The sequence below is a fragment of the Vibrio sp. 10N.286.48.B8 genome (assembly GCF_003050085.1).
In the GTDB taxonomy this organism is placed as follows: domain Bacteria; phylum Pseudomonadota; class Gammaproteobacteria; order Enterobacterales; family Vibrionaceae; genus Vibrio; species Vibrio crassostreae.
In genome coordinates this window covers 387,278-409,678 of record NZ_PIGD01000001.1, presented here as the reverse complement: position 1 = coordinate 409,678, position 22,401 = coordinate 387,278, and the positions used below count along the sequence as shown (strand labels likewise).

General features: G+C 44.2%; 20 protein-coding genes. 15 read left to right on the top strand and 5 right to left on the bottom strand.

Features of this window, described 5'->3' with window-relative positions:
• The first annotated feature begins 86 nt into the window (after positions 1-86).
• A complete protein-coding gene (locus tag CWO08_RS01690; protein ID WP_108019616.1) occupies positions 87-734 on the top strand; it encodes a DsbA family oxidoreductase in 648 nt (215 codons plus the stop codon).
• 34 nt (positions 735-768) lie between these two features.
• Positions 769-1,962: a winged helix-turn-helix domain-containing protein gene (locus CWO08_RS01685; protein WP_108019613.1), complete on the top strand. Its 1,194-nt coding sequence runs from the start codon at positions 769-771 to the stop codon at positions 1,960-1,962.
• A gap of 65 nt (positions 1,963-2,027) precedes the next feature.
• Here the strand turns inward: CWO08_RS01685 and CWO08_RS01680 are convergent, their stop codons facing one another.
• Positions 2,028-2,885 carry a LysR substrate-binding domain-containing protein gene (locus CWO08_RS01680; RefSeq protein ID WP_108019611.1) on the bottom strand — a complete coding sequence of 286 codons (858 nt, stop codon included), beginning with the start codon at positions 2,883-2,885 and terminating at the stop codon, positions 2,028-2,030.
• Positions 2,886-2,991: 106 nt separating this feature from the next.
• Here CWO08_RS01680 and CWO08_RS01675 point away from each other — a divergent pair, with 106 nt between their 5' ends.
• The 3 genes from CWO08_RS01675 to CWO08_RS01665 all read left to right on the top strand — a co-directional run bounded on the left by CWO08_RS01675 (position 2,992) and on the right by CWO08_RS01665 (position 4,809).
• The gene (locus tag CWO08_RS01675; protein WP_108019609.1) at positions 2,992-3,285 is read left to right on the top strand and encodes a putative quinol monooxygenase; all 294 of its coding nucleotides are present in this window, start codon (positions 2,992-2,994) and stop codon (positions 3,283-3,285) included.
• Between the two features lie 12 nt (positions 3,286-3,297).
• Complete coding sequence (locus CWO08_RS01670) at positions 3,298-4,272, top strand: Gfo/Idh/MocA family protein (protein WP_108019607.1); 975 nt, start codon at positions 3,298-3,300, stop codon at positions 4,270-4,272.
• Between the two features lie 198 nt (positions 4,273-4,470).
• Positions 4,471-4,809, top strand: a complete 339-nt coding sequence (locus CWO08_RS01665) for a Fis family transcriptional regulator (protein ID WP_108019605.1) — start codon at positions 4,471-4,473, stop codon at positions 4,807-4,809.
• Between the two features lie 76 nt (positions 4,810-4,885).
• Here CWO08_RS01665 and CWO08_RS01660 read toward each other — a convergent pair whose 3' ends face one another.
• Positions 4,886-5,785 carry a GyrI-like domain-containing protein gene (locus CWO08_RS01660; RefSeq protein WP_048662464.1) on the bottom strand — a complete coding sequence of 300 codons (900 nt, stop codon included), beginning with the start codon at positions 5,783-5,785 and terminating at the stop codon, positions 4,886-4,888.
• A gap of 455 nt (positions 5,786-6,240) precedes the next feature.
• Here CWO08_RS01660 and CWO08_RS01655 point away from each other — a divergent pair, with 455 nt between their 5' ends.
• Positions 6,241-8,472, top strand: a complete 2,232-nt coding sequence (locus tag CWO08_RS01655; protein ID WP_108019603.1) for a hypothetical protein — start codon at positions 6,241-6,243, stop codon at positions 8,470-8,472.
• 43 nt (positions 8,473-8,515) lie between these two features.
• Here CWO08_RS01655 and CWO08_RS01650 read toward each other — a convergent pair whose 3' ends face one another.
• Complete coding sequence (locus tag CWO08_RS01650) at positions 8,516-8,977, bottom strand: hypothetical protein (RefSeq protein ID WP_108019602.1); 462 nt, start codon at positions 8,975-8,977, stop codon at positions 8,516-8,518.
• A gap of 179 nt (positions 8,978-9,156) precedes the next feature.
• Positions 9,157-9,915 (bottom strand): DeoR/GlpR family DNA-binding transcription regulator, encoded by a 759-nt coding sequence (locus tag CWO08_RS01645; protein WP_102479567.1) that lies wholly within the window; start codon positions 9,913-9,915, stop codon positions 9,157-9,159.
• A gap of 280 nt (positions 9,916-10,195) precedes the next feature.
• On the opposite strand from CWO08_RS01645, the gene ltnD reads away from it, so the two are divergent.
• From ltnD to CWO08_RS01600, 9 genes are all read left to right on the top strand, one after another.
• A complete protein-coding gene (gene ltnD, locus CWO08_RS01640) occupies positions 10,196-11,110 on the top strand; it encodes an L-threonate dehydrogenase (RefSeq protein WP_108019600.1) in 915 nt (304 codons plus the stop codon).
• Between the two features lie 2 nt (positions 11,111-11,112).
• On the top strand, positions 11,113-12,369 hold the full coding sequence (otnK, locus tag CWO08_RS01635) for a 3-oxo-tetronate kinase (protein ID WP_102431790.1): 1,257 nt from the start codon (positions 11,113-11,115) through the stop codon (positions 12,367-12,369).
• 11 nt (positions 12,370-12,380) lie between these two features.
• A complete protein-coding gene (locus CWO08_RS01630; RefSeq protein WP_181359905.1) occupies positions 12,381-13,028 on the top strand; it encodes an aldolase in 648 nt (215 codons plus the stop codon).
• Positions 13,028-13,804 (top strand): 2-oxo-tetronate isomerase, encoded by a 777-nt coding sequence (gene otnI, locus CWO08_RS01625; protein ID WP_108019598.1) that lies wholly within the window; start codon positions 13,028-13,030, stop codon positions 13,802-13,804. Before CWO08_RS01630 ends, otnI begins: the two co-directional genes overlap by 1 nt.
• A gap of 159 nt (positions 13,805-13,963) precedes the next feature.
• Positions 13,964-15,418, top strand: a complete 1,455-nt coding sequence (locus CWO08_RS01620; protein WP_102431792.1) for a GntP family permease — start codon at positions 13,964-13,966, stop codon at positions 15,416-15,418.
• 113 nt (positions 15,419-15,531) lie between these two features.
• Positions 15,532-16,701, top strand: coding sequence for a glycerate kinase (locus CWO08_RS01615; RefSeq protein ID WP_108019596.1), 1,170 nt, complete (start codon positions 15,532-15,534; stop codon positions 16,699-16,701).
• A 202-nt stretch (positions 16,702-16,903) separates the two neighbouring features.
• Complete coding sequence (locus CWO08_RS01610) at positions 16,904-18,355, top strand: catalase (protein ID WP_108019594.1); 1,452 nt, start codon at positions 16,904-16,906, stop codon at positions 18,353-18,355.
• Positions 18,356-18,584: 229 nt separating this feature from the next.
• Entirely contained in the window at positions 18,585-19,457 is an 873-nt protein-coding gene (locus CWO08_RS01605) for a patatin family protein (RefSeq protein WP_108019593.1), read from the top strand.
• A gap of 233 nt (positions 19,458-19,690) precedes the next feature.
• Positions 19,691-20,692: a LacI family DNA-binding transcriptional regulator gene (locus CWO08_RS01600; RefSeq protein ID WP_102431796.1), complete on the top strand. Its 1,002-nt coding sequence runs from the start codon at positions 19,691-19,693 to the stop codon at positions 20,690-20,692.
• A 114-nt stretch (positions 20,693-20,806) separates the two neighbouring features.
• Here the strand turns inward: CWO08_RS01600 and CWO08_RS01595 are convergent, their stop codons facing one another.
• Positions 20,807-22,066 carry a carbohydrate porin gene (locus CWO08_RS01595; RefSeq protein WP_102530027.1) on the bottom strand — a complete coding sequence of 420 codons (1,260 nt, stop codon included), beginning with the start codon at positions 22,064-22,066 and terminating at the stop codon, positions 20,807-20,809.
• Between the last annotated feature and the right edge of the window lie 335 nt (positions 22,067-22,401).

Sequence of the window (22,401 nt, the reverse complement as noted above, 5' to 3'; positions counted from 1 at the left end):
ATTGTTCAGATTATTGTAATCTTAGTGACAAAGATGGGTATTCACTTTGTATTGGATGCGCCTTATCAACGACATTTGGAATGACGATGAGCAAGAAACTTCAACTCGATATTATTTCTGACGTAATGTGCCCATGGTGCGTGGTCGGCTACAAAAACTTAGAGCAAGCCATTACGGAACTTGGTTTAGCGGAGCAGATTGAACTTGAATGGCAGCCGTTTGAGTTGAATCCAGACATGCCGCAAGAAGGTGAAAACCTGCGTGATCACATCATGAGAAAATACGGCTCTAGTGCGGAAGAGAGCCAAAGTTCCCGTGAGCAACTGGCTGTTCGTGGCAAAGCGGTAGGGTTCGATTTCAATTTCTATGACAGCATGAGAATGGTCAATTCACGTCACCTACATGTGCTGCTTGATTTTGCTCTAGCGCACGGTAAACAGACTGAGTTAAAGCTACGCTTCTTTACTGCGCACTTTTCAGAGCAGAAAGATCTGTCTGATCTTGAGGTTATCGCGCAAGAACTTGAAGCGGTTGGCTTAGACTCAACGAAGGCATTGAAACGCTTGAAGAACATCGACAACTTAAAGCAAATTGAAGCGCAAGAGTTTGAATGGCAACGCATGGGTATATCTGCGGTTCCTACTGTGGTGTTCAATCGTAAGAGTGCTGTGACAGGCGCGCAGACGGTAGAAACCTACAAGCAGGTTCTTCAAGAGCTGATTGCTGAATCATAAACGGATCATTGGTATCAATTAGAGTCTGAATTTCATGGAATCACTGTCCCTCGCTCAAGCGCAAAAAATTGTACTGCTTTCGCAAAAATTGCCGCCCAAAAAGCAACGCAATGGAGGCACTTTGGCGAACACGCTGTCTGCGATTGAAAACCTTGGGTATGTCCAAATTGATACCATTTCCGTGATTCAGCGAGCCCACCATCATACGTTGTGGAATCGCAATCAAGACTACCAACTGAATCATCTGGATAAGTTGTTAGAGCGTCGAGAGGTATTTGAGTATTGGTCGCACGCCGCCGCTTATCTGCCTATGCGCGACTACCGCTTCAGCCTGCATCGAAAGAACGGGTTTGCGAGCGGTAAGCTTAAACATTGGTATAAAAAGGATGACGCACTCATGGCGCATGTTCTCAAACGCATTGAGAGCGAAGGGCCATTAATGGCGAAAGACTTTGAAGGGGATAGACCAAACCCCGGCGGATGGGGCGGTAAACCTGCCAAACAGGCACTAGAGACTTTGTTTATGCAAGGTGATTTAATGGTGCCGAGCCGAGTGAACTTTCATAAGGTGTATGACCTAACCGAACGAGTTTTGCCGAGTGGTATTGATACCTCTGAACCGACGGAGCAAGAGTACATCGAGCATCTGATCACGCGTTATTTAGAAGCGAACGGTGTGGGAATTGCGCCGGAAATTAGCTATCTACTCAAGAACACTAAGCCTCTGATTCAGAAAACACTCCAACAGATGCTTGAAGATAAGCAGGTCTTGAAAGTAGATATTCAAGGCTCTGATTATTATGTCCTGCCAGGTGTGTTTGATCTGCTGTATCAACCCCTTTCCAGAACCAAGCTTAAGATACTGTCACCGTTTGATAACCTGCTGATTCAACGAAAGCGAATGCAATCATTGTTCAACTTTGACTACCTTCTTGAGTGTTATGTACCTGAAGCTAAGCGTCAGTTTGGTTATTTTAGCTTACCGATTTTGTGGCAAGGTGAACTGGTGGCACGAATGGATTGTAAAGTTGATAGGAAGAGTGGTTTGCTCAATATCCGTAACTTGGTTGTGGAAGAGCGAATTAAAAACCATGAGTCGCTGGTTCATGCTTTATGCGATGAGCTAAAACACTTCATGGTGTTCAACCAATGTGATGAGATGATCGTCCATAACACCACACCTTCTGATCTTGGCAAGCGCTTGATGAGCCATTGGCAAACAGTCTAGCGGTCTTTGTTGTTCCGGAAATCCTTCATTACTTAAAAGCCTTTTTTGAATTAGTCAGCGCTTAGTTACTTGGAAAGAGAGGCTAATAAAAACTCAACAAAGGTTCGGTTCTTCAACGACAGTTGCTTGGTTTTGTAGAGTAAGTGAATAGGCTTGGGTAACGGTGCCATGCCGGGTAGGATTTCCAATAGTGCACCACGATCAATCTCTTCTGATACCAAGATAGTCGGTTGCAACAACACGCCCACACCTTGTAGGGCGGCATATCGCAACACATTACCATTATTCGACATCAAGCGAACACGTTCTTTATTCGATGTGGCGTGAGGGGCTTGGCTGCTGTAACCGAACCCAAGCGATGGGTGCTGTGCCAAGTCTTCTAATACTTTGATTTCAGCATGTTGGTTAAGGTAATCGGGAGCGGCGCAATAACACATCTCATAGTCCCCTAAATATCTTGCGACCAAACTTGAATCGGATAGGTCACCAATTCGCACCATCAAATCAATGTCGGATGAGTAAGGATCAACAAGGTCATTATTCAACATCAGCTCGACGTTTATGGTTGGGTGATGTGCGAGGAACTTAGCCACAATCGGGGCAAGCACCTTGTTCCCATAGGTGACCGGGCAGTTTATCTTTACCGTCCCTTGTGGCTGGTTTTCCAAGGTTTGAATCAGGTTTTCAGCATTGCTGATGTCTTCGAGAATTCGTTTACATTCTCGATAATAAAGCTGACCTGAATCGGTTAAAGACTGCTTACGCGTGGTGCGATGAATCAGTTGAGAGTTAAGGCTCGATTCAAGATGATGGACATGTTTACTGATCATGGTCGCCGACAAGTTGAAGTGGTTGGCGGCGCTGCGAAAGCTGCCTTGCTCGACCACATAAACGAAGACCTTCATACTGGTTAACTTATCCATTAAACACTCTCAGTTAATAAATAATAAACAAAAGGTGAGTTTATCAATTATTAGGGGTTAATTATATTAATGGCAAACCGATAATTAATTAAAATAAGAGCTTGAAATGTCTCAAATGAATGAAACCATCTTTGTTACTGCCGAACTTAAGATAAAAACGAACATTGAACGTGATGCTGCAGTAGAAGCCATCGAACAGTTTTGCTTAGACATGCAGAGTGAACCGGGCTGCCTACAAGCAATAGCAACCTATGATCAAAACCAAAGTGATCGCGTGATCTTGTTGGAACAATACGAGAACCGTGAAGCGATCAATCAGCACTTTGGAATGCCTCACACTCAAGCGTTTATTGAGCGTGACATTACCGAGTTGGTTCAAGCGTTCGAAACTCAGAAGTAGGAGAAATAAACCATGAAATGGGGAATCCTAGGAACCAGCTTTATATCAGGTGTAATGGCGGATGCGATTAAAGGCGATGCTCAAAGTGAACTGTATGCCGTAGCTGGACGCACAGAGAAAACACTCAATGAGTTTGCGGCGCAGTACCAACCAACATTGACCTTCAACAGCTATGAAGCTTTGATTGAAGATGAGTCAGTCGACATCATCTACATTGCTCTACCAAACCACGTTCACCACGAATACGTTATTAGAGCCGCTCAAAAAGGCAAAGCGATTCTGTGTGAAAAATCGTTGTCGGTTGATATGGAAAAAACCGAACAAGCTCTGCAAGCGGTAAAAGAAGCGGGCATATTCTTCGCAGAAGGCTTGATGTATCTAAACCACCCGCTTATCGCCAAGCTTCATCAAGAGTTGGCAACCGGTGAGATTGGCGAAGTGCGTTCAATTCAAGGTTCATACGTTGCGGCGATTGATCAGTTTGTGAACCCTGCGAGCAAAGGCGCTTTGTATAATCTGGGTTGTTACCCAATGTCTCTGATCCACTCTGTCGCACAACAGCAGTTTGGTGAGAGTGTGTTTGATGATGTGCAGATCTCAGCAATCGGTCGACGTGGCCAAGATGGCAACATCTGTGAATCGTCGGCGATGATGCGCTTCAATGAGCGTTTTACCGCGCAAATTCATACCGCAGAAGACCACGGCTTAAAGCACGGCTTCACGATTTTAGGCAGCAAAGGCTGTATCACACTCGACACCAATCCATGGTTACCGACCGAAGAAAACTCGTTCACGGTTGAGATCTACGAAACGTCGATACGTGAAGTGAAAGTTGAAGCGCAAGGCGACGGTTTCCACTATCAAGTGCGTAATATTCGCCAAGCGGTTGAGCGAGGTGACACACAACTTGCTGCGCCAATGGCAACTCATCAAGACTCTCGCGTAATCATGAAGTTACTGACTGATTGGGAGCAAGCGGCGAGCTAATTTATTAACTAAATTCTGTATCTGCCTCATGTTTGATGCCTCGTAAGTTATCGAGCATGAGGTGTTTCTCTAATCCCTCTAGCCTATCACCCTCAATAAATACTTTGCATTTGAAAGCGCCACAGTGTCCAATGTCAGGCAGTACAAAACTGACAGAAAAACCTTATTTTTTAAGGTGTTAAATAGGACCTTTACCGCATGCGCAAATCAGATAAGAAGATCGAAAATCAAATCAGAGACGTGTTAACGGACGTGTGTGAAGATACGTTGAAAAGCTACGATGGTTTTCTTTGGGTGACTCATACGGTCAATTTCTCTTCATTCCCGCAAAGTTTAAAAATCGTCTGCATATTCGACACCAATCAAGATAGAGCGAATTTCTTAAATGGCGAAGGTCAACAGAGTGTCTCTGAGGCTATTCAACAAGCGTTCAATCAGGTTGGAATTCAACTGAAGAATATCGACAAGCATGTTAGCTACGATACGCAAGAAAATTGCGACCGCGACCATCAAGGGAAGTGGAACAAACGGCTTTAAGGCGCTTTATTGGTCGTGCTATTTGGTAAGCGATCCAGAGAAATGAAAGCCTACGCGAGGTAGGCTTTCATTATCGTTACTTGATTGCAGTACAGAAGCTGACATCTGAATGTTGAGTTTGCGGGTCGTAGCTGTGGTAAAGCTCAAAACAAGGTCGATCGTCTGTTTCAATACCGGACTCAATGACGTTACTCATTAAATCATCCCACGCTTTGGCATATTGGCCGATTTCGGTAATCGTTTGTCTCATCACCGCATATTGCCCGCCGGGAAAGTCCTTCAGTTCGATACCGCTGGGTACTTCCACATCTTCAGGGACCATTAAACAAATGTCTGTTCGGCACTTATCTGTCGGTGTAATTTCTGGATTGTCATGATAAATGAACATGCAGGTATTGCCTGATAACCCTTTAATTTCTGCCCATTGATAAAGACGACCGCTTGGCTCTTCATACCCTTGTCCATAGGGACCTGTTACTCGCACATACGCCAGTTTTGATGGTTCGAATTGTTGTGTTTTCATTGTCATGCTCCATGTTGAAAGTTCGGAGTCAGTATATGAATTGCCGACGACTGCATCGGTTCCATTCTTGCGCAACGTGTGTCCAATCTTGCTATTTCGAGTTAACTCACCGAAAGCTTGGTAGTCTTCACAATCACGAAAGGCACTAGGCGTCACACCAAAGTGTTGCTTGAAGGCTTTGGCAAAGCTTTGAGACGATGAGAATCCATAATCCAATGCAATATTAATAATAGGTTGTTTGGATTTGAAGAGATCGTTGGCTGCCGCTTCAAGTCTCAGCCGTCTGGTGAAATCAGCAAGCGTCTCGCCTTGAACGGCCTTAAAAGTACGATGAAAATGGTAGGGTGAAAAGTTGGCTAATGCCGCGACTTCGATCAGGTTGAGCGGATCGTTAAAGTGCTTCTCTAAATAGCGTATAACGGGAACAAGCCGCTTATGATAGTCAACGTACATCTCTTTATTTACCACTCTCTGTTGTCATCGTTCTTGTTTAGATGACCGAGACTAGCCTATCCAAATTGAGTTTCAACAGTGTGGCGTTGAAACTGAGATTCGATGCAGCAAATCTCAGCCCGTTCTGAGCTTTAAGTTCTGATAATCTTCTGTCTTCCAAACTGCTTTATTCTCATTTTGAGAAAATCTGAGCTGATTTTTCGTTAGCCGGAGATACTTGGTTTCCAAATAAAATTAAAATCACAAAAATTTATCTTTTCCTTAATATCTTGATTTTTAATCGACATTTTCTCATTTTCCTTACCACCGATGAAACAAGACAGACGAGCACTTGAACAATTCAGCAATGTAGTCGATACTTTTTTCGTATTTTGATTCCTAAATTGACACGTAAGTTGGCTGACTTTTCGTCTTGTGATTTAAGGCATGACAGTATCGATTAGGAAATATGATTCATGAAAACCTACACTTCTGGGCTGCTCGCACTCATACCGTCATGTTTAATCGCTGGCTACGCTTTTGCTGTTGGTACAGCAGTTGTGCTGCCAGGGCAACATGAAGCTGGTGTTGATCTTTCGGGCTCCCCACTATCTGCGAATGCTGTCATTGATTGGGAAATTACCAACAGTGATATTGTCTTCGGTGCCTATGCCGACAAAGCCGACAATGAGCGGGCTACGACAATTGGTTATATGTACAACCAAGTCATGGCGATGAACTCGGGTTGGTTGGAGAACGATCTCCGTAACCAAGCTGAGGTAGAAGGCCTCAATTTCGAAGATTATTTCCTACACTTTTCTGAAGATACTGTCATTGCCGAAGTTGATAATACTCACGGTGAAAACACTCTACTAAATCGCAAGCCCATGATCGTCGGTTATACCTCAGGTGAAGATCATGCTGGATTTTGGCTGTATCAAGAGCCTCCATGGGATGCCGATGTGTTTGAGAATTTTGAACAGGGCGGGGCTTTGTACGTCTATCATGCCGAGCAGTTCGAACGGCTTACCTTCAATTTCTCACAGTTTGCTGGCAGCGGAGAACTCTGGATTGAATACCCAACGGTTATTGATTCTCGCGGAATGGTGTCTCGGTGGGAAAGGCTTGATATTAAGAAAGACAGAACCCTCAATATGACCAAAAACCAGTCTGTGATTTGGAACCTACCTAATGATTGGGTGAGAGCGACAACTCATGATGGGAGCGGTGCGAGTTATGGTGGCGGCCAGTATTTTGGTTCAACCTTTTTGAGAGATGGTGGGCGCTTATACGCTGTGAGAGTTCGTTGGCAAAGTGAGAACGCTGACGACAGGCCGCGTTTAAAAGAAGTAGAACTCAAAAACAGTTTTCCAACCGTCAAATTAACCGATGCCCCGAGCACAACACCGGGTGGCGATGCTATCAGCCAATGGCGCAAAATCCGCGGTTTTGATGTGTCTGCAGACCTAGATGGCGATAACTACTTGTCGCCGAGCGAGTATCGAAATCGAACCAATAAGAACGCGACAGCGCGTTTTCGTTGGGAATCAAGAGTGGTGCCATTTGGTCGAATGTGGAGCGCTAATTCATCTTGGTCGTTAACGAACGTCGCAAACACGGATTATCTATCTGCCATTCATCGCTACTACAAGCAAAGCTGGACAAGCCAAGGTTTGAATGGTGCGTACAACGACGACACAAATAAACTCATTGGTTCAAACCAATTCTATGTTCATTCTGGCGGGCATGTTCAAGAGTTAGGATCCGTTGCGGGTTCGAATCAAGCGGATGATCTCTACAAAAAGCAGTTTTCAGCGTTTCTGAAAAATCTATCTGCTTTAGAAAGTGATGCGTCGATTGGGTTGAACATCGGAACCGCGAACTTGCTGGGTCGAAATGGACAGTCTCATCTTAGCGAGGCGGGATCTCTGTATTTACGAGAGCACTACATTTTTCCATCTACTGGGTTTAGTGGTTATTCGGGAATCTCTAAATTCTGGGATAATTCTGCGCTCGCCTACAATGGACAAAGTGTTATTTTTCAGGCGACAACGCGTTATGGGCGAGTTCAGTATCTTGGAAATAGTGAAGAGAACTGGAAGCAAGACCAATACTCGACCCTAGCGATCTACCACCTCAATCGACATGCTCAACATAGCTATTTCAATCAGTGGAACAATGGTTACGTCTATGGAAGTGGTAACACGACTGCAGATACTTTCTGGCAAAGTGGTGTCCCTAAAAACATCGCCTATCAACCAAGTTCGTTATTGGCCGTTGATTTGGGAGAGCCGAGTCATCAAATTCCACAAGGCTTTGAGCCGATCCCTTTGATGCTATCGACAACGACACCTCAGCCCGCTGACTACACCATCGTTGGCGACTCCTCGATGAACGAAATGGTGCATGCTGATCTACCCAATGGCATGACTCACGTTCTACCGACGTTCACGTACTTTATATATCAATCTGATAATCAGGTGGTTGCTGGTGGCCCTGAGGACATGGTGTTAGCGAGAGAGTTTAGTAATGGTCGTGTGTTGTATCGCACGGATTTCCACGGTAAGAATCCGAGTTTTTATGACGCGGAAAAACTCACCATCGCGCTGGATGTTCCAATGAAACCTGTTGATGCTAACGGTAACGTTGGTGAGTATGTGAGTGAAATAGAAATTAACGGTTATGAAGGACTGTTCTTACTTTATTAAAACCAATGCGAATGAGCACTCTCGAACCAGAGCAGACTAGAGCTTAGGTTCGGGATATCAGCTTATTCTTTTTACACTGCTTAAACTCTTTGGCGATCCACAATTGCTCGTTTAATCCATTGTCGATTAAAGCAAAAAGGTAACCATCGACTTTGCTTGAAGCCGCAAGGTGCTCCTGAAAAGCGTGCTTAGGGTAGCCGGGGTAATCCGTTTCGTATTGAGCGTCTAACTGCTTACCGAGTTGACGCCATTTTACAAATAACTCTGAAGAGGACGTTTCAACCTTATATTGGCCTAAAATGCGTTGATGGTGGGTTAACGCCACTTTAGCGCAGTGGTTGGTCTGTACGACTTTTTGTATCAATTCGACTTGTTCTTCACTCATGGATTTCGCCAGTACATTCTCTTGTTCGATGCGCGCCATTCGCTCATCAAACGTTTCAGCATGGGTGGGAAACACAAAAGTAAGCGGTAAAGCCAATGGCAAAAGGTACTTGTAGAACATAACCAGACTCGCTGAAGGGATTTGTGCCCATTATGCCGTCCGCTGATAATATTATTAATGAATATAGAAACTTAATTGTAAGAATTATTTTTATCGAGTGGATAAATAGATGGTTTTGGAGTTTTGGTATTCAGGCTCTGAATGTTTGATTGGTGAGCCTGAAGCTGAAGGGGGAACAGTTACGAGTTAATGACCTTAATACCTTTATCTTGAAGCTCATCAATCACACTACTCGAAAGATCAATATCGGTGATCACGCCATCAAGCGCACTTAAATCTAAGGCGTGGAAAGTAGCGATGCGCCCGTATTTGGTTGAGTCTGAAATCAGATAGTTTGAATGAGCTGCTTGAACAATGGCTTGTTTGACTAATACCTTATTTTCACAAGGTGTCGAGAGCCCTTTTAGATTCCAAGATGAAGAAGAGATAAACGCAATATCAATATTCATCCCTGCTAAGAACTCCGCTACTTTGCCCCCAATACTCGATTGATTTTCACGGTCAATCTTACCACCAGTATGGTAAATCTCAGATTGTGTACTGTTCATTAGGTACGCGGCAATCGCGAAGTCATTGGTGATGATAAGCAGATCATCTCGCCCTGCAAGTTGGTGGGCGATCTCCAAAGAGGTGGTTCCGGCGTCTAAGTAGATAGTCGAATACTCAGGAACTAATTGAGCAGCTAGTTGACCTATTTGAGCTTTTTCGTTTGCTTGCTGTTCTACCTTGATGTCGTGTGACAATTCACTGTGAAGTGCTTTAGTCAGCTGAACGCCACCCGAAACTGAAATCACTTTCCCTGATGTCTCTAGCTTTACGATATCTCGACGAATGGTCATATGAGACACCTCTAGGTGCTCAACAAGCTCAGAAATACTGATCACTTCTTGATGTGATAATAGTGACAAAATGGTTCTCTGACGTTCTGCTGGAATCATGATTCTTCTTCTATGTTCTTATTTTTCATTATCCTATCAACCTTTCGTTGTTTTGTGAATATCTGTGAATATCTGTTGTGATATAGCAATAAGAACTGTGATTGTTGCGGAAATTACCATTATCTAATGCCTCGAAAGGGGTAAATCACCCATGCGTGTTAACTTTTGTTAAAAGTGTGACTTGTCACTAAGTCGCATTCGGTTGCTTCACATATAATCACAAACATAAACAATAGTTAACAAATTTAAAATTCAATAATTACGTGAAAGGCATCTTGTTATGAGTGAAGTTCAATCTGTTGGTGTTATCGGTTTAGGTTCAATGGGCATGGGCGCAGCTAAGTCATGTGTGCGTGCAGGGCTTGATGTATATGGTTTCGATTTGAATCCGCAAGCGCTTGAAACCTTGGGTGAATATGGTGCAAAAGCGGTATCGACGAATGCGGTTGAGTTTGCAGACAAACTTGATTCTGTTTTGGTACTCGTTGTGAATGCTGCTCAAGTTAACACGGTACTGTTTAAGACTGGTCTTGCGGCGGCACTAAGACCTAACACGCCAGTTATGGTCTCGGCAACGATCTCAGCAGAAGACGCGAAACAAATCGAAGCTCAGCTTGCTGAACATGATCTTGTGATGCTTGACGCACCTGTTTCAGGTGGTGCAGTAAAAGCAGAAGCAGGTGAAATGACTATCATGGCTTCAGGTGCGATTACTACATTCGAGGCATTGGCTCCTGTACTCGATGCGACGGCGGCAAAAGTTTACAACATCGGTGAAGCTATTGGCCTTGGTGCGACTGTAAAGATCATCCACCAATTACTTGCAGGTGTTCACATTGCTGCAGGCGCTGAAGCAATGGCATTAGCAGCTCGCGCGAATATCCCTCTAGATCTGATGTACGACGTTGTGACTAACGCAGCGGGTAACTCGTGGATGTTCGAGAATCGTATGAAGCACGTTGTTGATGGTGATTACTCTCCAAAATCTATGGTCGATATCTTCGTAAAAGACTTGAACTTGGTATCGGATACCGCTCAAGACCTAAAATTCCCGCTTCCACTATCAAGTGCAGCACTGAATATGTTTTTAAGTGCGAGTAATGCTGGCTTTGGTCAAGAAGACGATAGCGCAGTAATCAAAGTGTTCCAAGGCATTGACCTACCGGGTGTTAATACACCAAAAGTGGAGAAGTAATCATGTTATTAGGTGTTATTGCAGACGATTTTACAGGTGCAACAGACATTGCTGGTTTCTTAGTTGAAAACGGGATGCGCACTATTCAATTGAACGGCATTCCGACGGGTGACTTTGATGCTTCAGCGGATGCGGTCGTGATCAGCCTTAAATCTCGCTCTTGCCCGGTAGATGAAGCGGTAACCGATTCGGTGACTGCGCTTAAGTGGCTTCAATCTCAAGGCTGCCAGCAGTTTTACTTCAAATACTGCTCGACGTTCGACAGCACAGCTGAGGGCAATATCGGTCCCGTAACCGATGCACTTTTGGCTGAGCTTGGCGAATCTTTCACTATGGTTTGTCCTGCATTGCCAGTTAATGGTCGCACGGTTTACAACGGCCACTTGTTTGTTTTTGGTGAGCTATTAAGTGATTCAGGCATGCGTAATCACCCGGTGACACCGATGACAGATTCCAGTGTCGTTCGAATGATGGATGCACAATCAGAGGGTGTTTCTGGCTTGGTTAACTTCCAAATTATTGAACAAGGCTCTGATGCAGTCACCGCTCATTTTGATGAACTAAAAGCTCAAGGCAACCGTTATGCGGTCGTTGATGCTTTTAACGCAGAACACTTGGTGACGTTAGGCCAAGCAGCTAAATCTCTGAAGTTAATCACAGGTGGTTCAGGCTTAGCAGCGGGCATCGCAAAAAACTGGACTGAACATCTTGCTGACCAAAGCGATGCAAAAAACGCAGGTAGTCCAATAAAAGCGCCAACGGTTGTGTTCTCTGGTTCTTGTTCGGTAATGACTAACCAACAAGTTACAGCTTACAAGCAACTCGCTCCTCACTTCGCTATCGATGTGAAGGCATGCTTAACCAACGATCAATACGCCAATGAAGTATTCGATTGGGTGATGACTAACAACCAAGGTGAGCTTGCTCCTTTAGTGTATGCAACCGCTGATGCGGCTGCACTTAAAGCCATTCAAGAAGAGTACGGTGCACAAGCTTCAAGCCATGCCGTAGAGCAATTCTTTAGCCTGTTAGCTATCAAGCTACAACAACATGGTGTGAAGAATTTCATCGTTGCTGGTGGTGAAACCTCAGGTGTTGTGACGCAAAGTTTAGCGGTTAAAGGTTTCCATATCGGTCCTCAAATCGCACCGGGTGTGCCTTGGGTTAAGTCGGTTGAAGGTGATCTTTCACTAGCACTTAAATCGGGCAACTTTGGTGACGAGAATTTCTTCGCTAGAGCGCAATCATTCTTTTCATAAGCGAGATTCAGATGAGTAAAGTTTTGATGAACGAACAGCAGTTAAGAGAGCAAATGGTAACGCTCGCTCGTTCGATGTTCGAACGAGGTTACGCGACAGGTGGTGCCGGTAATCTCTCTATCAAATTGCCAAATGGGCATTTTCTAGCAACACCAACCGGTTCTTCATTTGGTCGTCTTGTGGCTGAGGAATTATCGGTTGTCGATATCGATGGCAACCATATATCAGGCAAGAAACCGTCAAAAGAAGCGGCATTCCACCTAGCGATTTATAGAAACAATGCAGAGTGCAATGCGATTGTGCACTTACACTCAACATACCTGACTGCACTTTCATGCCTTGTAGGGTTAGATCGTAATAACGCGATTAAGGCATTTACGCCGTACTTTGTGATGCGAATTGGTGAATTACCTGTGATTCCTTACTTGCGCCCAGGAGACCCTCAGATCGCTGAAGAGCTTGCAAAGCGAGCTGGCGACTACCGAGCCTTTTTGTTGGCGAATCATGGTCCAGTAGTAACAGGCACTGATTTTGTCGATGCCGTGGACAATGCAGAAGAGTTAGAAGAGACCGCCAAATTAGCATTCTTATTGAAAGGGAATGATATCCGTTACTTAACGGACGAAGAAGTGATGGATTTAAAAGGGAGAGGCAAATAATGGCTAAGTTCGCAGCAAACTTAACGATGTTATTCACAGAAGTGCCATTTTTGGAGCGTTTTGAAAAAGCACACCAAGCCGGTTTCAAAGCAGTGGAATACTTATTCCCTTACGCGTTTGAAGCGGACGAGCTCGCAGAAAAAATGCAGAAATTTGGTTTTGAACAGGCCCTGTTCAATATGCCTCCAGGTGATTGGGATGCAGGTGAACGTGGCTTCGCAGCGATTCCTGGCCGTGAAGAAGAGTTTAAAGCCAGCGTTGATACAGCACTTATGTACGCTAAAGCACTGAATTGCAAGAAAGTTCACGCGATGTCGGGTCTACATGATGCGAATTTCACGAGGCATCAACACGTTGAAACCTTTATCTCAAACATTCGTTTTGCCGCAGATAAGTTTGCTGAGCAAGACATTGAATTGATGATTGAACCGCTGAATAGCCGTGATGTTCCTAATTACTTCGTAGCTCACCAACGTGATGCTGTCGAACTGATTAAGTTGGTCGATAGGTCAAATGTGAAGCTGCAACTTGACCTGTACCACGCACAAATCATGGATGGCGATTTAAGTACTTTGATTCGTGAGGTTGCCGCTTATACCGGTCATATCCAAATTGCTTCTGTACCAGAAAGACATGAACCATCGGAAGGCGAACTGAACTACCCACACTTATTTAGTGTTTTGGATGATTCGGGTTATCAAGGTTGGATTGGCTGTGAATACACCCCAAAAAATACAACTGAAGCTGGTTTGGAATGGGTTAAACCCTATTTATAGAAGCAGCCAGCTTGAGCCTTTAAGGCAGATTTGAACTCGTAAAAATAAGATAAAGCGGCCCAAAATAAAAGTCGCTGCACAATAAAGTGCTGCGGGCGGTACTCCTATGCCTCTCGCATGCAAACCCTACACAACAAATAGTACAAAAAGGAAAATACAATGGATGGAGCACTGATAGGCATCGTAATTGGCATTTTAGCCATGATGGGTATGATCATTAAAACGAGAATCCCGGTGGCACTTGCTATGATTATTGCCAGTATCATCATGGGTCTGTTTGCTGGAATGGCACCAACAGAGCTGATCAACGCAATTAAAGCTGGCTTTGGTGGCGTACTTGGCGGGATTGGTTTGATTATCGCGTTTGGCGTGATCATGGGCGCGTGTTTTGAGCGTTCTGGAGCCGCTGTTCGAATGGCAAAAACGTTTGTAAAGCTGTGTGGTAAAGGTCGCGAAGACTTAGCACTAGGTTTTACAGGTGTACTTGTCGCTATTCCGGTTTTCTGTGATTCTGCGTATATCATTTTGCATTCTCTTGTTCGCGCAATTTCACGTGACACTGGTAAGTCAGCGGTTGGCCTAGGTGTGACTCTAGCGCTTGGCCTACTGATCACTCACGCACTTGTACCACCAACACCGGGTCCAGTTGCAGTAGCCGGTATTCTTGGCGTTGACCTCGGTGAGTACATGCTTTGGGGTTTGATGGTTTCTATCCCTATGATGCTGCTTTCTATGATTTACATTCGCCGAGTAGGTAACGAGTACTACCGCGTACCAAACGGTGAAACATGGATTACTAACCAAGCTGATTGGGCAAACCTAGAGAAAGTAAAAGAGACAGATGACAAAGAGCTACCAAGTAACTTCTTATCATTTGGTCCAATCCTTCTACCAATCGCATTCATCTTAATCAACACGCTTGTTGGCCAAGGTGACACTGCAATGCATACCGTTATTTCACTAATTGGTAACCCAGTGGTTGCTGTTGGTATCGGTGTTCTTATGGCGCTATACGGTCTTACTCGTCACATTGAACGTAAAGACATGGTTAGCTCAATGGATGACGCGTTATCTACAACAGGTCTAATTCTTGTGGTAACTGGCTGTGGTGGCGCAATGGGTGCAGTACTTAAAGCATCTGGTGCTGGTCCTCAAGTTGCAGAAGCTATCGCGAGCAGCGGTATTCCACCTCTACTTGTACCACTAGCCATTGCTTCAATGCTTCGTCTAATCCAAGGTTCAGCAACGGCATCTATGATGGTTGCAGCAACGATGACGCTGCCATTGGTTGAAACGTTAGGTCTAGACCCAGTATTCGTAGCACTTGCATGTGCGGTAGGCCCGGTTGGCTTCTCTCATTTGAACGATTCGTACTTCCACATCATCAACCGTACGCTAGGGATTACTGAACTAGCAGACCAAATCAAGATCTGGTCTGTGTCTTCAACTATCGCATGGGCGATTGGTGCAAGCATCATCATGGTTCTAAACTTGGTGTTTGGTAAAGGCGGTACACTGATTGATCCATTGATTCCAATTGCAGTTTTAGCAGCAGTATTTATCTGGCTAAAAAGCAAAGAGAAATCACAAGTAAAGGCAGCTGTTACTAACTAATACCGCTTACCTTTATATACTGCCCCTATTGCTTGATTGGCTTGCTAATCTGACATAGAGGCATTTTTGGATCGACAGCCTATCAAAATTATTATTTCCTTGGATTTATCAGTATGAAAATTGTTATTGCACCAGACTCGTTTAAAGAATCTTTATCGGCGGTATCGGTGGCGGCGTGTATTGAAAAGGGTTTTCGTGAAATCTTTCCTGACGCTGACTATGTGACTTTACCTCTGGCCGATGGTGGTGAAGGTACGGTAGATGTGTTGTTGCAAGGTTTAGCAGGACAGAAGCGAAGCCACCAAGTAGAAGGGCCGTTGGGGGCACTTGTAAACGCGGAGTGGGCGATACTTGAGCCATCCGCAAGCAATCAGAAAAAAACTGCACTGATTGAGATTGCTGCCGCATCAGGCTTGGATTTGTTAACACCAGAGCAGCGTGATCCATTGGTAGCCTCTTCATTTGGTACAGGTCAGCTCATTTTAGAAGCGATGCAGCAGGGCGTTCAAACGATCATTCTTGGCTTGGGTGGCAGTGCGACCAATGATGGTGGTGCAGGAATTGTACAAGCGTTAGGTGGTAGATTGCTTGATCGTGCAGGGCAAGAACTCAGCCGAGGTGGCGCTGCGCTAGCTGATTTAGCATCTATCGATCTTACCGATCTAGATTCACGCTGTGCTGATATCGAATTGATTGTGGCGTGCGATGTGGATAATCCACTGTGTGGCGATAATGGTGCCAGCCATATATTCGGCCCACAAAAAGGCGCAAGCCCAGAACAAGTTGTGATGCTGGATCAGGCGCTTGCGAACTTTGCTCAAGTAGCTGAAGCGCAAGGTTGTGTTAGTGGCGATGAATCCGTTCACAAGCGCACGGGTTATGGCGCGGCTGGTGGTACGCCGATGGGACTTGGCTTGCTATTCAATATGCAGATTAAACCGGGCATTGAGATGGTACTCGATGTTTTACAAGCCGATGAAGTATTGAAAGGCGCAGACCTTGTGATTACCGGCGAAGGTCAGATGGACAATCAAACCCTTCAAGGAAAAACGCCTTATGGCATTGCTAAACGTGCGAGCTTGCAAGTCATTCCGACGATAGGGATTGCAGGATCTTTGGGCACTGAAGTCGAAGCCTTATATGGTGAAATGAGCAGCTTGTTCGGAACAGTGCGCTCTCCTCAGCCACTCGAGCAAGTACTACGAGAAGCTGAATTGAACCTAACCAGAACGGCGAGGAACATTGCCTCAACTCTGAGGTTAGGCCATGTAATTCTTAAATAAAGTTCGGTGATACAAAGGCTTAGTTAACTCACCTGTTCGATAGGTTTCATAGATAGCAACGATAAATATAAACGATTATATTTTCTAGTCACTCAGGTCTATTCTTTATCCATATTATTTTAGTGGTTTTTAAAGTACTGAATCCACTTTAATCGAAGATATGGCAACGATGCGATATCTTTTACCTTAAGGAGAATAGACCATGAGTAAAAAACTAACTACAGCTGCGGGTTGTCCTGTTGCTCATAACCAGAATGTTCAAACGGCGGGCAAACGTGGCCCACAGCTTCTACAAGATGTTTGGTTTTTAGAGAAATTGGCTCACTTTGATCGTGAAGTGATTCCAGAGCGTCGCATGCACGCGAAAGGTTCTGGTGCCTACGGTACATTTACTGTTACGCATGACATCACCAAATACACCAAGGCAAAGCTGTTTTCTGAAGTAGGTAAAAAGACCGACTTGTTTGCCCGTTTTACGACTGTAGCGGGTGAGCGCGGTGCTGCCGATGCTGAGCGTGATATTCGCGGCTTTGCATTGAAGTTTTATACTGAAGAAGGTAACTGGGATATGGTGGGTAACAACACGCCAGTATTCTTCCTTCGTGATCCTCTTAAGTTCCCAGATCTAAACCACGCGGTGAAACGTGACCCACGCACCAACATGCGCAGCGCGAAGAACAACTGGGATTTCTGGACCTCTCTACCTGAAGCGCTTCACCAAATCACGATTGTGATGAGTGATCGTGGTATCCCTGCGACTTACCGTCATATGCACGGTTTTGGTAGCCACACATTCAGCTTTATTAACGCAGATAACGAACGTTTCTGGGTTAAATTCCACTTCAAATCTCAGCAAGGTATTAAGAACTTGTCTGATGCAGAAGCGGCACAAGTGATCGGCGATGACCGTGAAAGTCACCAGCGCGACTTGTTAGACAGTATTGACAACCAAGACTTCCCTAAATGGACGTTGAAAGTGCAAGTGATGCCAGAAGCGGATGCAGCGACAGTGCCATACAACCCGTTCGATTTGACTAAGATTTGGCCACACGCGGATTACCCGTTAATTGAGGTGGGTGAGTTTGAATTGAACCGTAACCCGCAAAACTTCTTCGCTGAAGTTGAACAGTCGGCATTCAACCCTGCCAACGTGGTTCCGGGTATCAGCTTCTCACCAGACAAGATGCTGCAAGGTCGTTTGTTTGCTTATGGTGATGCGCAGCGTTACCGTTTGGGTGTTAACCATCAGCATATCCCAGTGAACGCACCTCGTTGCCCAGTACACAGCTACCACCGTGATGGTGCGATGCGTGTTGATGGTAATTTCGGTAGCACATTGGGTTATGAGCCAAACAACGAAGGTCAATGGGCTGAGCAACCTGATTTCGCTGAACCAGCATTGAACCTAGATGGCGCAGCGGCGCACTGGGATCACCGCGAAGATGAAGATTACTTCTCGCAACCGGGTGACTTGTTCCGTCTGATGACGCCAGAGAAGCAAGCGATTCTGTTTGATAACACTGCCCGTAACCTAGGCGGCGTTCCTAAAGAGATTCAACTTCGTCACCTAAGACACTGTTACAAAGCTGACCCTGCATACGGTGAAGGCATTGGTAAATTGCTTGAAATCGATGTGAGCGAATTTAAGTCGTAATCAATAAACTCGCTTAAATAGTCAGAAGGCCGCTGAGTTAATCACTCAGCGGCCTTTTTTGATCAGCTGTGTATTAGGTGAGTCATGTAAGTAGTATCAGTTACTTGAAAATTAGCACCATTTCTATTGATAGTTTTTACCTATCGAATTGATAAACACATCCCATTATCTTTATAAAATGGACGGGATTATCCTACAGCTATCAGTTTATAAAGTAATAGAGTTTGAGATGAGTAAAAGCGCATTAATCGTTGAAGGTGGGGCAATGAGAGGCATCTTCGCAGCCGGAGTGTTGGACGCCTTTATGCAAGACGATTTCCGTCCCTATGATTTTGCTATTGGCGTATCTGCGGGCGTGTCGAACCTTGTTGGTTACTTATCTCAAGCACCGAAGCGTAGTTATAACGTGATTACTACCATGGCGACCGATAAGACGTTTTTTAACCCTGCTCGCTTTGCTAAAGGTGGCAATTTGGTCGACGTTAAGTGGTTGTGGGATGAATCTAACCAACGTTATCCGCTTGATTACGGTCAGCTGTTCTCAAGTGTTCCTTTAATTGCTGCTGTAACTAACGTCGATACTGGCAGTGCAGACTACTACCATATCAAGCCTGAAAACCTTTCTAACGTGGTTGAAGCAACAACGGCTCTACCTATCGCTTACCGTGAAACACCGTGCTTCTCTGGTGGTTGTTATACCGATGGTGGCGTAGCGGATTCAATTCCGGTTCGCGAAGCATACCGTCGTGGTGCACGAGACATTACCGTGATTCTTTCTCATCCTTTGAGTTACCGAATGAAGCCTCAAAAGCACCAATGGATGCTGAAAAAACTATTAAAGAAATTCCCTAACATTGCAGAATCGATGGCAGTGCGTGCTGAAAACTACAACCAGTCTCTGGAGTTCATTCGTAACCCTCCAAAAGATGCGACCATTAAAGTGATAGCGCCGCCAGAAGCGTTCGCGGTTAAGCGATTAACCATGGATCAAACTGTTCTGGACGCAGGTTATCATATGGGCGTGAAGGCAGGTGCGGAGCATCTGGCCATTCGCAAAGGCGTTTATGGTTTGGATTCCGAGGATTGTCATTTCTGCGTTTAGCTGCCGCGTCGATTAAGTTATAAATAATCGACTTTTTATCATTGGCATTGCGATAATCCTTATTAAGCATTTATATGGTTTATGACTTTATTTGTTTTATAAAATCAATAAAGTCATTTATTTGTCAGAGAACTATATTTTGTGATTTTGGATTGGATTTTATGGAGTGAATATTAATATGATCTATAACGATTAGTGTGTTGGTACTAATGATTTATTAGGGGTATGAAAATATGGGAAAAGTAACATCTAGAATGATAGCTACGCACGCTAACGTTTCACCTAGTACTGTTTCGAGATATCTTAATCGCAGTTCATTTATTGAAAAGGAAAAAGTTCAGGCTATTGAAAATGCAATGAGTGAACTTGGATATGAACAAAAGAAACCTCATACTCAAGCCGCGGCTCGAACAATGGTTATTGGTGTGCTTTCACCTAGTTACGATAGCAATCACGTAACCAGTATATTTTCAGGAATGAATCGAGCGGTATCAAAACATGTTTATCGAATTAATGTAGAAGTGAGTAATTACGACATTGATCGTGAGCGTCGAATCCTTAAAGATATGGTTGCTAAAAAAGTGGATGGCATGATCGTTATTGGCTCATTTCTAAGCGAGAAGGAAATAAGTCAGTTATTAAAAGGTGCTCCAACATTAATCTTTGGAACACCGGCATTATCGACAAATAATCATGGCAAAAAAAAGTTACCGCAATTAAGCATGGATAATGAACTGGGAGCCTATTTAGCTGTAAACCATTTGATTCAAAAAGGTCATCGAAATATCGTACATCTTAGAGGGCCGAAAGATAACAGCGATGCAGATGCTCGTTACTCTGGTTTTGTTAGGGCAATGGAAAGTGCAGGGCTATCAGTGGAGCATGATTTAGTCACTTGGGGTGATTTTGACTCAGAAAAAAGTAGCCAAGCTGTTCGTCAACTTGTCTCTAATAATCATGAGTTCACAGCAATATTTGCTTGTAATGATGAAAGTGCATTTGGTGCCATGCACGGTCTCTATCGAGAGGGACTATACGTACCTAAAGATGTGGCTCTAATAGGGTATGATGATATGCCACTTTCAAGTTATACCGTCCCACCGCTTACCACTGTTCGGTTACCTTTTGAGAAAATGGGCGAGTTATCCATAGCATACATATTGGATCTGATATCAGGTAATAAACCGAAATATAAGATGCCAACAATGCAGCTTATTATTCGAGAGTCCACCTAGACTGAATATTTTAGACTTTGGCAGAGATAAAAAGGCAGCTACTTAGAAAAGTAGCTGCCTTTTCTTTTTAATATGCCCTATGGACTAGGCAGAAAATCAAGATGGGGTTACTTATTACCACCAAGCTTCAAACTGAGCGCCGAAGCTAACAGAGTCGAACTTGTCGTTTGCTACGGAAGAGTGCTCGCCAAAAGAGACTTCGCTCCAATGCGTGTCTTTCTCTGCGTATGTTACGTATAAGCGGATATGAGGTACATCACCAAAATGGAATTTTTGAGAAAGTGTCGCTTTAGCTGATGTATTTGTACCATCATAAGTCTTTGATTTTGCTTGTTGGTAACCAAGTTCTACCTCAGTTTGAGTGAACGAGCTCCAGTTGTAGCGTGGGCGAATACCCGCATTGAACCATTCTTTGCCATCTTTGTTATCAAAGTCCATGTCAATGTCTTCGAATGCAATAGAATAGCCAGCGCTCCACTTGTCGTTGAATGTGTAGTTACCGTGGTTAAACAGTCGAACACTGCTGCCAGGTGCTTCAACGTTAACGATCTGAGTTCCAGACCAACCAGCAACACCAATACCGTCGGTATATTGCAACGTTAAGATGTTATCAAAACCCGCAAAGTTACCGCGGTGAGAAGCCGTTAACATGTAACCGGTCGTTTGAGCGTTCGTGACGGTCTCTTTTAAAACTTCATCATCAACGACACTAGCAAGGTTAACACCAAGTGCTAGCTTACCGCCCGGTACTTCGATGTTATGAACACGCAGCTCTGGAAGGTGGACAGCGGTAATGAATCGCTCATCTTCTGCTGGTGTATCACCGGGGTTTGTCATCTCGCCGTTGTTGTAGTTATAAGTGACATCCATCAACATACCTGGCAATTCGATGTCACGAAGACCAAAGCCACGGCCGTAGTTATCCCAATACTCGTAATCTAGCATGTCATCAGCAATAGAACGTGGGTAGAGTTTACCCGCCCACATACTTGTTACGTCGCTGCCGAACACACCGTGCAGTTGTCCCCAAACTTGCATCACATCGAAAGAGTCAGAGATGCCACCACCAAACTCTTGAACATCATGCCAAGAACCTATCATGACGCCAATTTCTCCGCGTTGACTACCTTCAGAGAAAAGATCTGATTTAAGACCAAACTCTAGCCAATCGTCTTCGTTACCTAAGCGATATTTACCCGCGGCACCTTCAGCGGATATGTAATCAGGGTGACCATTTCCGTTACTGCTGTTTGGTGAAATATGAGCACCAGCACGCATGTAACCAAAGAAATCAATATCAGAGGTTGCCATTGCACTTGATGTGAAAAGCATTGCACCACAAGCTAAGGTTATTTTAGTTGGTTTAAATTTCATTTTATACCTATATTTATTAAAGGACTAATTAAGAAAATATTTTATTAATTATTGTCAGTGTTTAAGCCTGTTTTTTATCGGCTAACCCTACTGATTGGATGGAAGTATTCTATATTTTGTTATAGGTAGTTTAATGTGAGGAGAATAGAGTTTTTAAAATGGCTTTATATTTACCATATCAAAATGGTTCATGGTTAACTTTATGTTTTTATTGTAATAAATTAAATCTCCCTTGCTTGGTTTCATGACTGTTTCTCTATGTGAGATGAGGGTCAATATATTTATTGAACTGTTTTTTCTATTTTTTTTGTCAAGGAAAATAAAAGCCCACGTAT

What these genes read in the sequence shown, in the direction of transcription:
- CWO08_RS01690 (WP_108019616.1), top strand. Translation starts at nt 87, where the DNA reads ATGAGCAAGAAACTTCAACTCGATATTATTTCTGACGTAATGTGCCCA.
- CWO08_RS01685 (WP_108019613.1), top strand. Translation starts at nt 769, where the DNA reads ATGGAATCACTGTCCCTCGCTCAAGCGCAAAAAATTGTACTGCTTTCG.
- CWO08_RS01680 (WP_108019611.1), bottom strand. Translation starts at nt 2,885, where the DNA reads ATGGATAAGTTAACCAGTATGAAGGTCTTCGTTTATGTGGTCGAGCAA.
- CWO08_RS01675 (WP_108019609.1), top strand. Translation starts at nt 2,992, where the DNA reads ATGTCTCAAATGAATGAAACCATCTTTGTTACTGCCGAACTTAAGATA.
- CWO08_RS01670 (WP_108019607.1), top strand. Translation starts at nt 3,298, where the DNA reads ATGAAATGGGGAATCCTAGGAACCAGCTTTATATCAGGTGTAATGGCG.
- CWO08_RS01665 (WP_108019605.1), top strand. Translation starts at nt 4,471, where the DNA reads ATGCGCAAATCAGATAAGAAGATCGAAAATCAAATCAGAGACGTGTTA.
- CWO08_RS01660 (WP_048662464.1), bottom strand. Translation starts at nt 5,785, where the DNA reads ATGTACGTTGACTATCATAAGCGGCTTGTTCCCGTTATACGCTATTTA.
- CWO08_RS01655 (WP_108019603.1), top strand. Translation starts at nt 6,241, where the DNA reads ATGAAAACCTACACTTCTGGGCTGCTCGCACTCATACCGTCATGTTTA.
- CWO08_RS01650 (WP_108019602.1), bottom strand. Translation starts at nt 8,977, where the DNA reads ATGTTCTACAAGTACCTTTTGCCATTGGCTTTACCGCTTACTTTTGTG.
- CWO08_RS01645 (WP_102479567.1), bottom strand. Translation starts at nt 9,915, where the DNA reads ATGATTCCAGCAGAACGTCAGAGAACCATTTTGTCACTATTATCACAT.
- ltnD (WP_108019600.1), top strand. Translation starts at nt 10,196, where the DNA reads ATGAGTGAAGTTCAATCTGTTGGTGTTATCGGTTTAGGTTCAATGGGC.
- otnK (WP_102431790.1), top strand. Translation starts at nt 11,113, where the DNA reads ATGTTATTAGGTGTTATTGCAGACGATTTTACAGGTGCAACAGACATT.
- CWO08_RS01630 (WP_181359905.1), top strand. Translation starts at nt 12,381, where the DNA reads ATGAGTAAAGTTTTGATGAACGAACAGCAGTTAAGAGAGCAAATGGTA.
- otnI (WP_108019598.1), top strand. Translation starts at nt 13,028, where the DNA reads ATGGCTAAGTTCGCAGCAAACTTAACGATGTTATTCACAGAAGTGCCA.
- CWO08_RS01620 (WP_102431792.1), top strand. Translation starts at nt 13,964, where the DNA reads ATGGATGGAGCACTGATAGGCATCGTAATTGGCATTTTAGCCATGATG.
- CWO08_RS01615 (WP_108019596.1), top strand. Translation starts at nt 15,532, where the DNA reads ATGAAAATTGTTATTGCACCAGACTCGTTTAAAGAATCTTTATCGGCG.
- CWO08_RS01610 (WP_108019594.1), top strand. Translation starts at nt 16,904, where the DNA reads ATGAGTAAAAAACTAACTACAGCTGCGGGTTGTCCTGTTGCTCATAAC.
- CWO08_RS01605 (WP_108019593.1), top strand. Translation starts at nt 18,585, where the DNA reads ATGAGTAAAAGCGCATTAATCGTTGAAGGTGGGGCAATGAGAGGCATC.
- CWO08_RS01600 (WP_102431796.1), top strand. Translation starts at nt 19,691, where the DNA reads ATGGGAAAAGTAACATCTAGAATGATAGCTACGCACGCTAACGTTTCA.
- CWO08_RS01595 (WP_102530027.1), bottom strand. Translation starts at nt 22,066, where the DNA reads ATGAAATTTAAACCAACTAAAATAACCTTAGCTTGTGGTGCAATGCTT.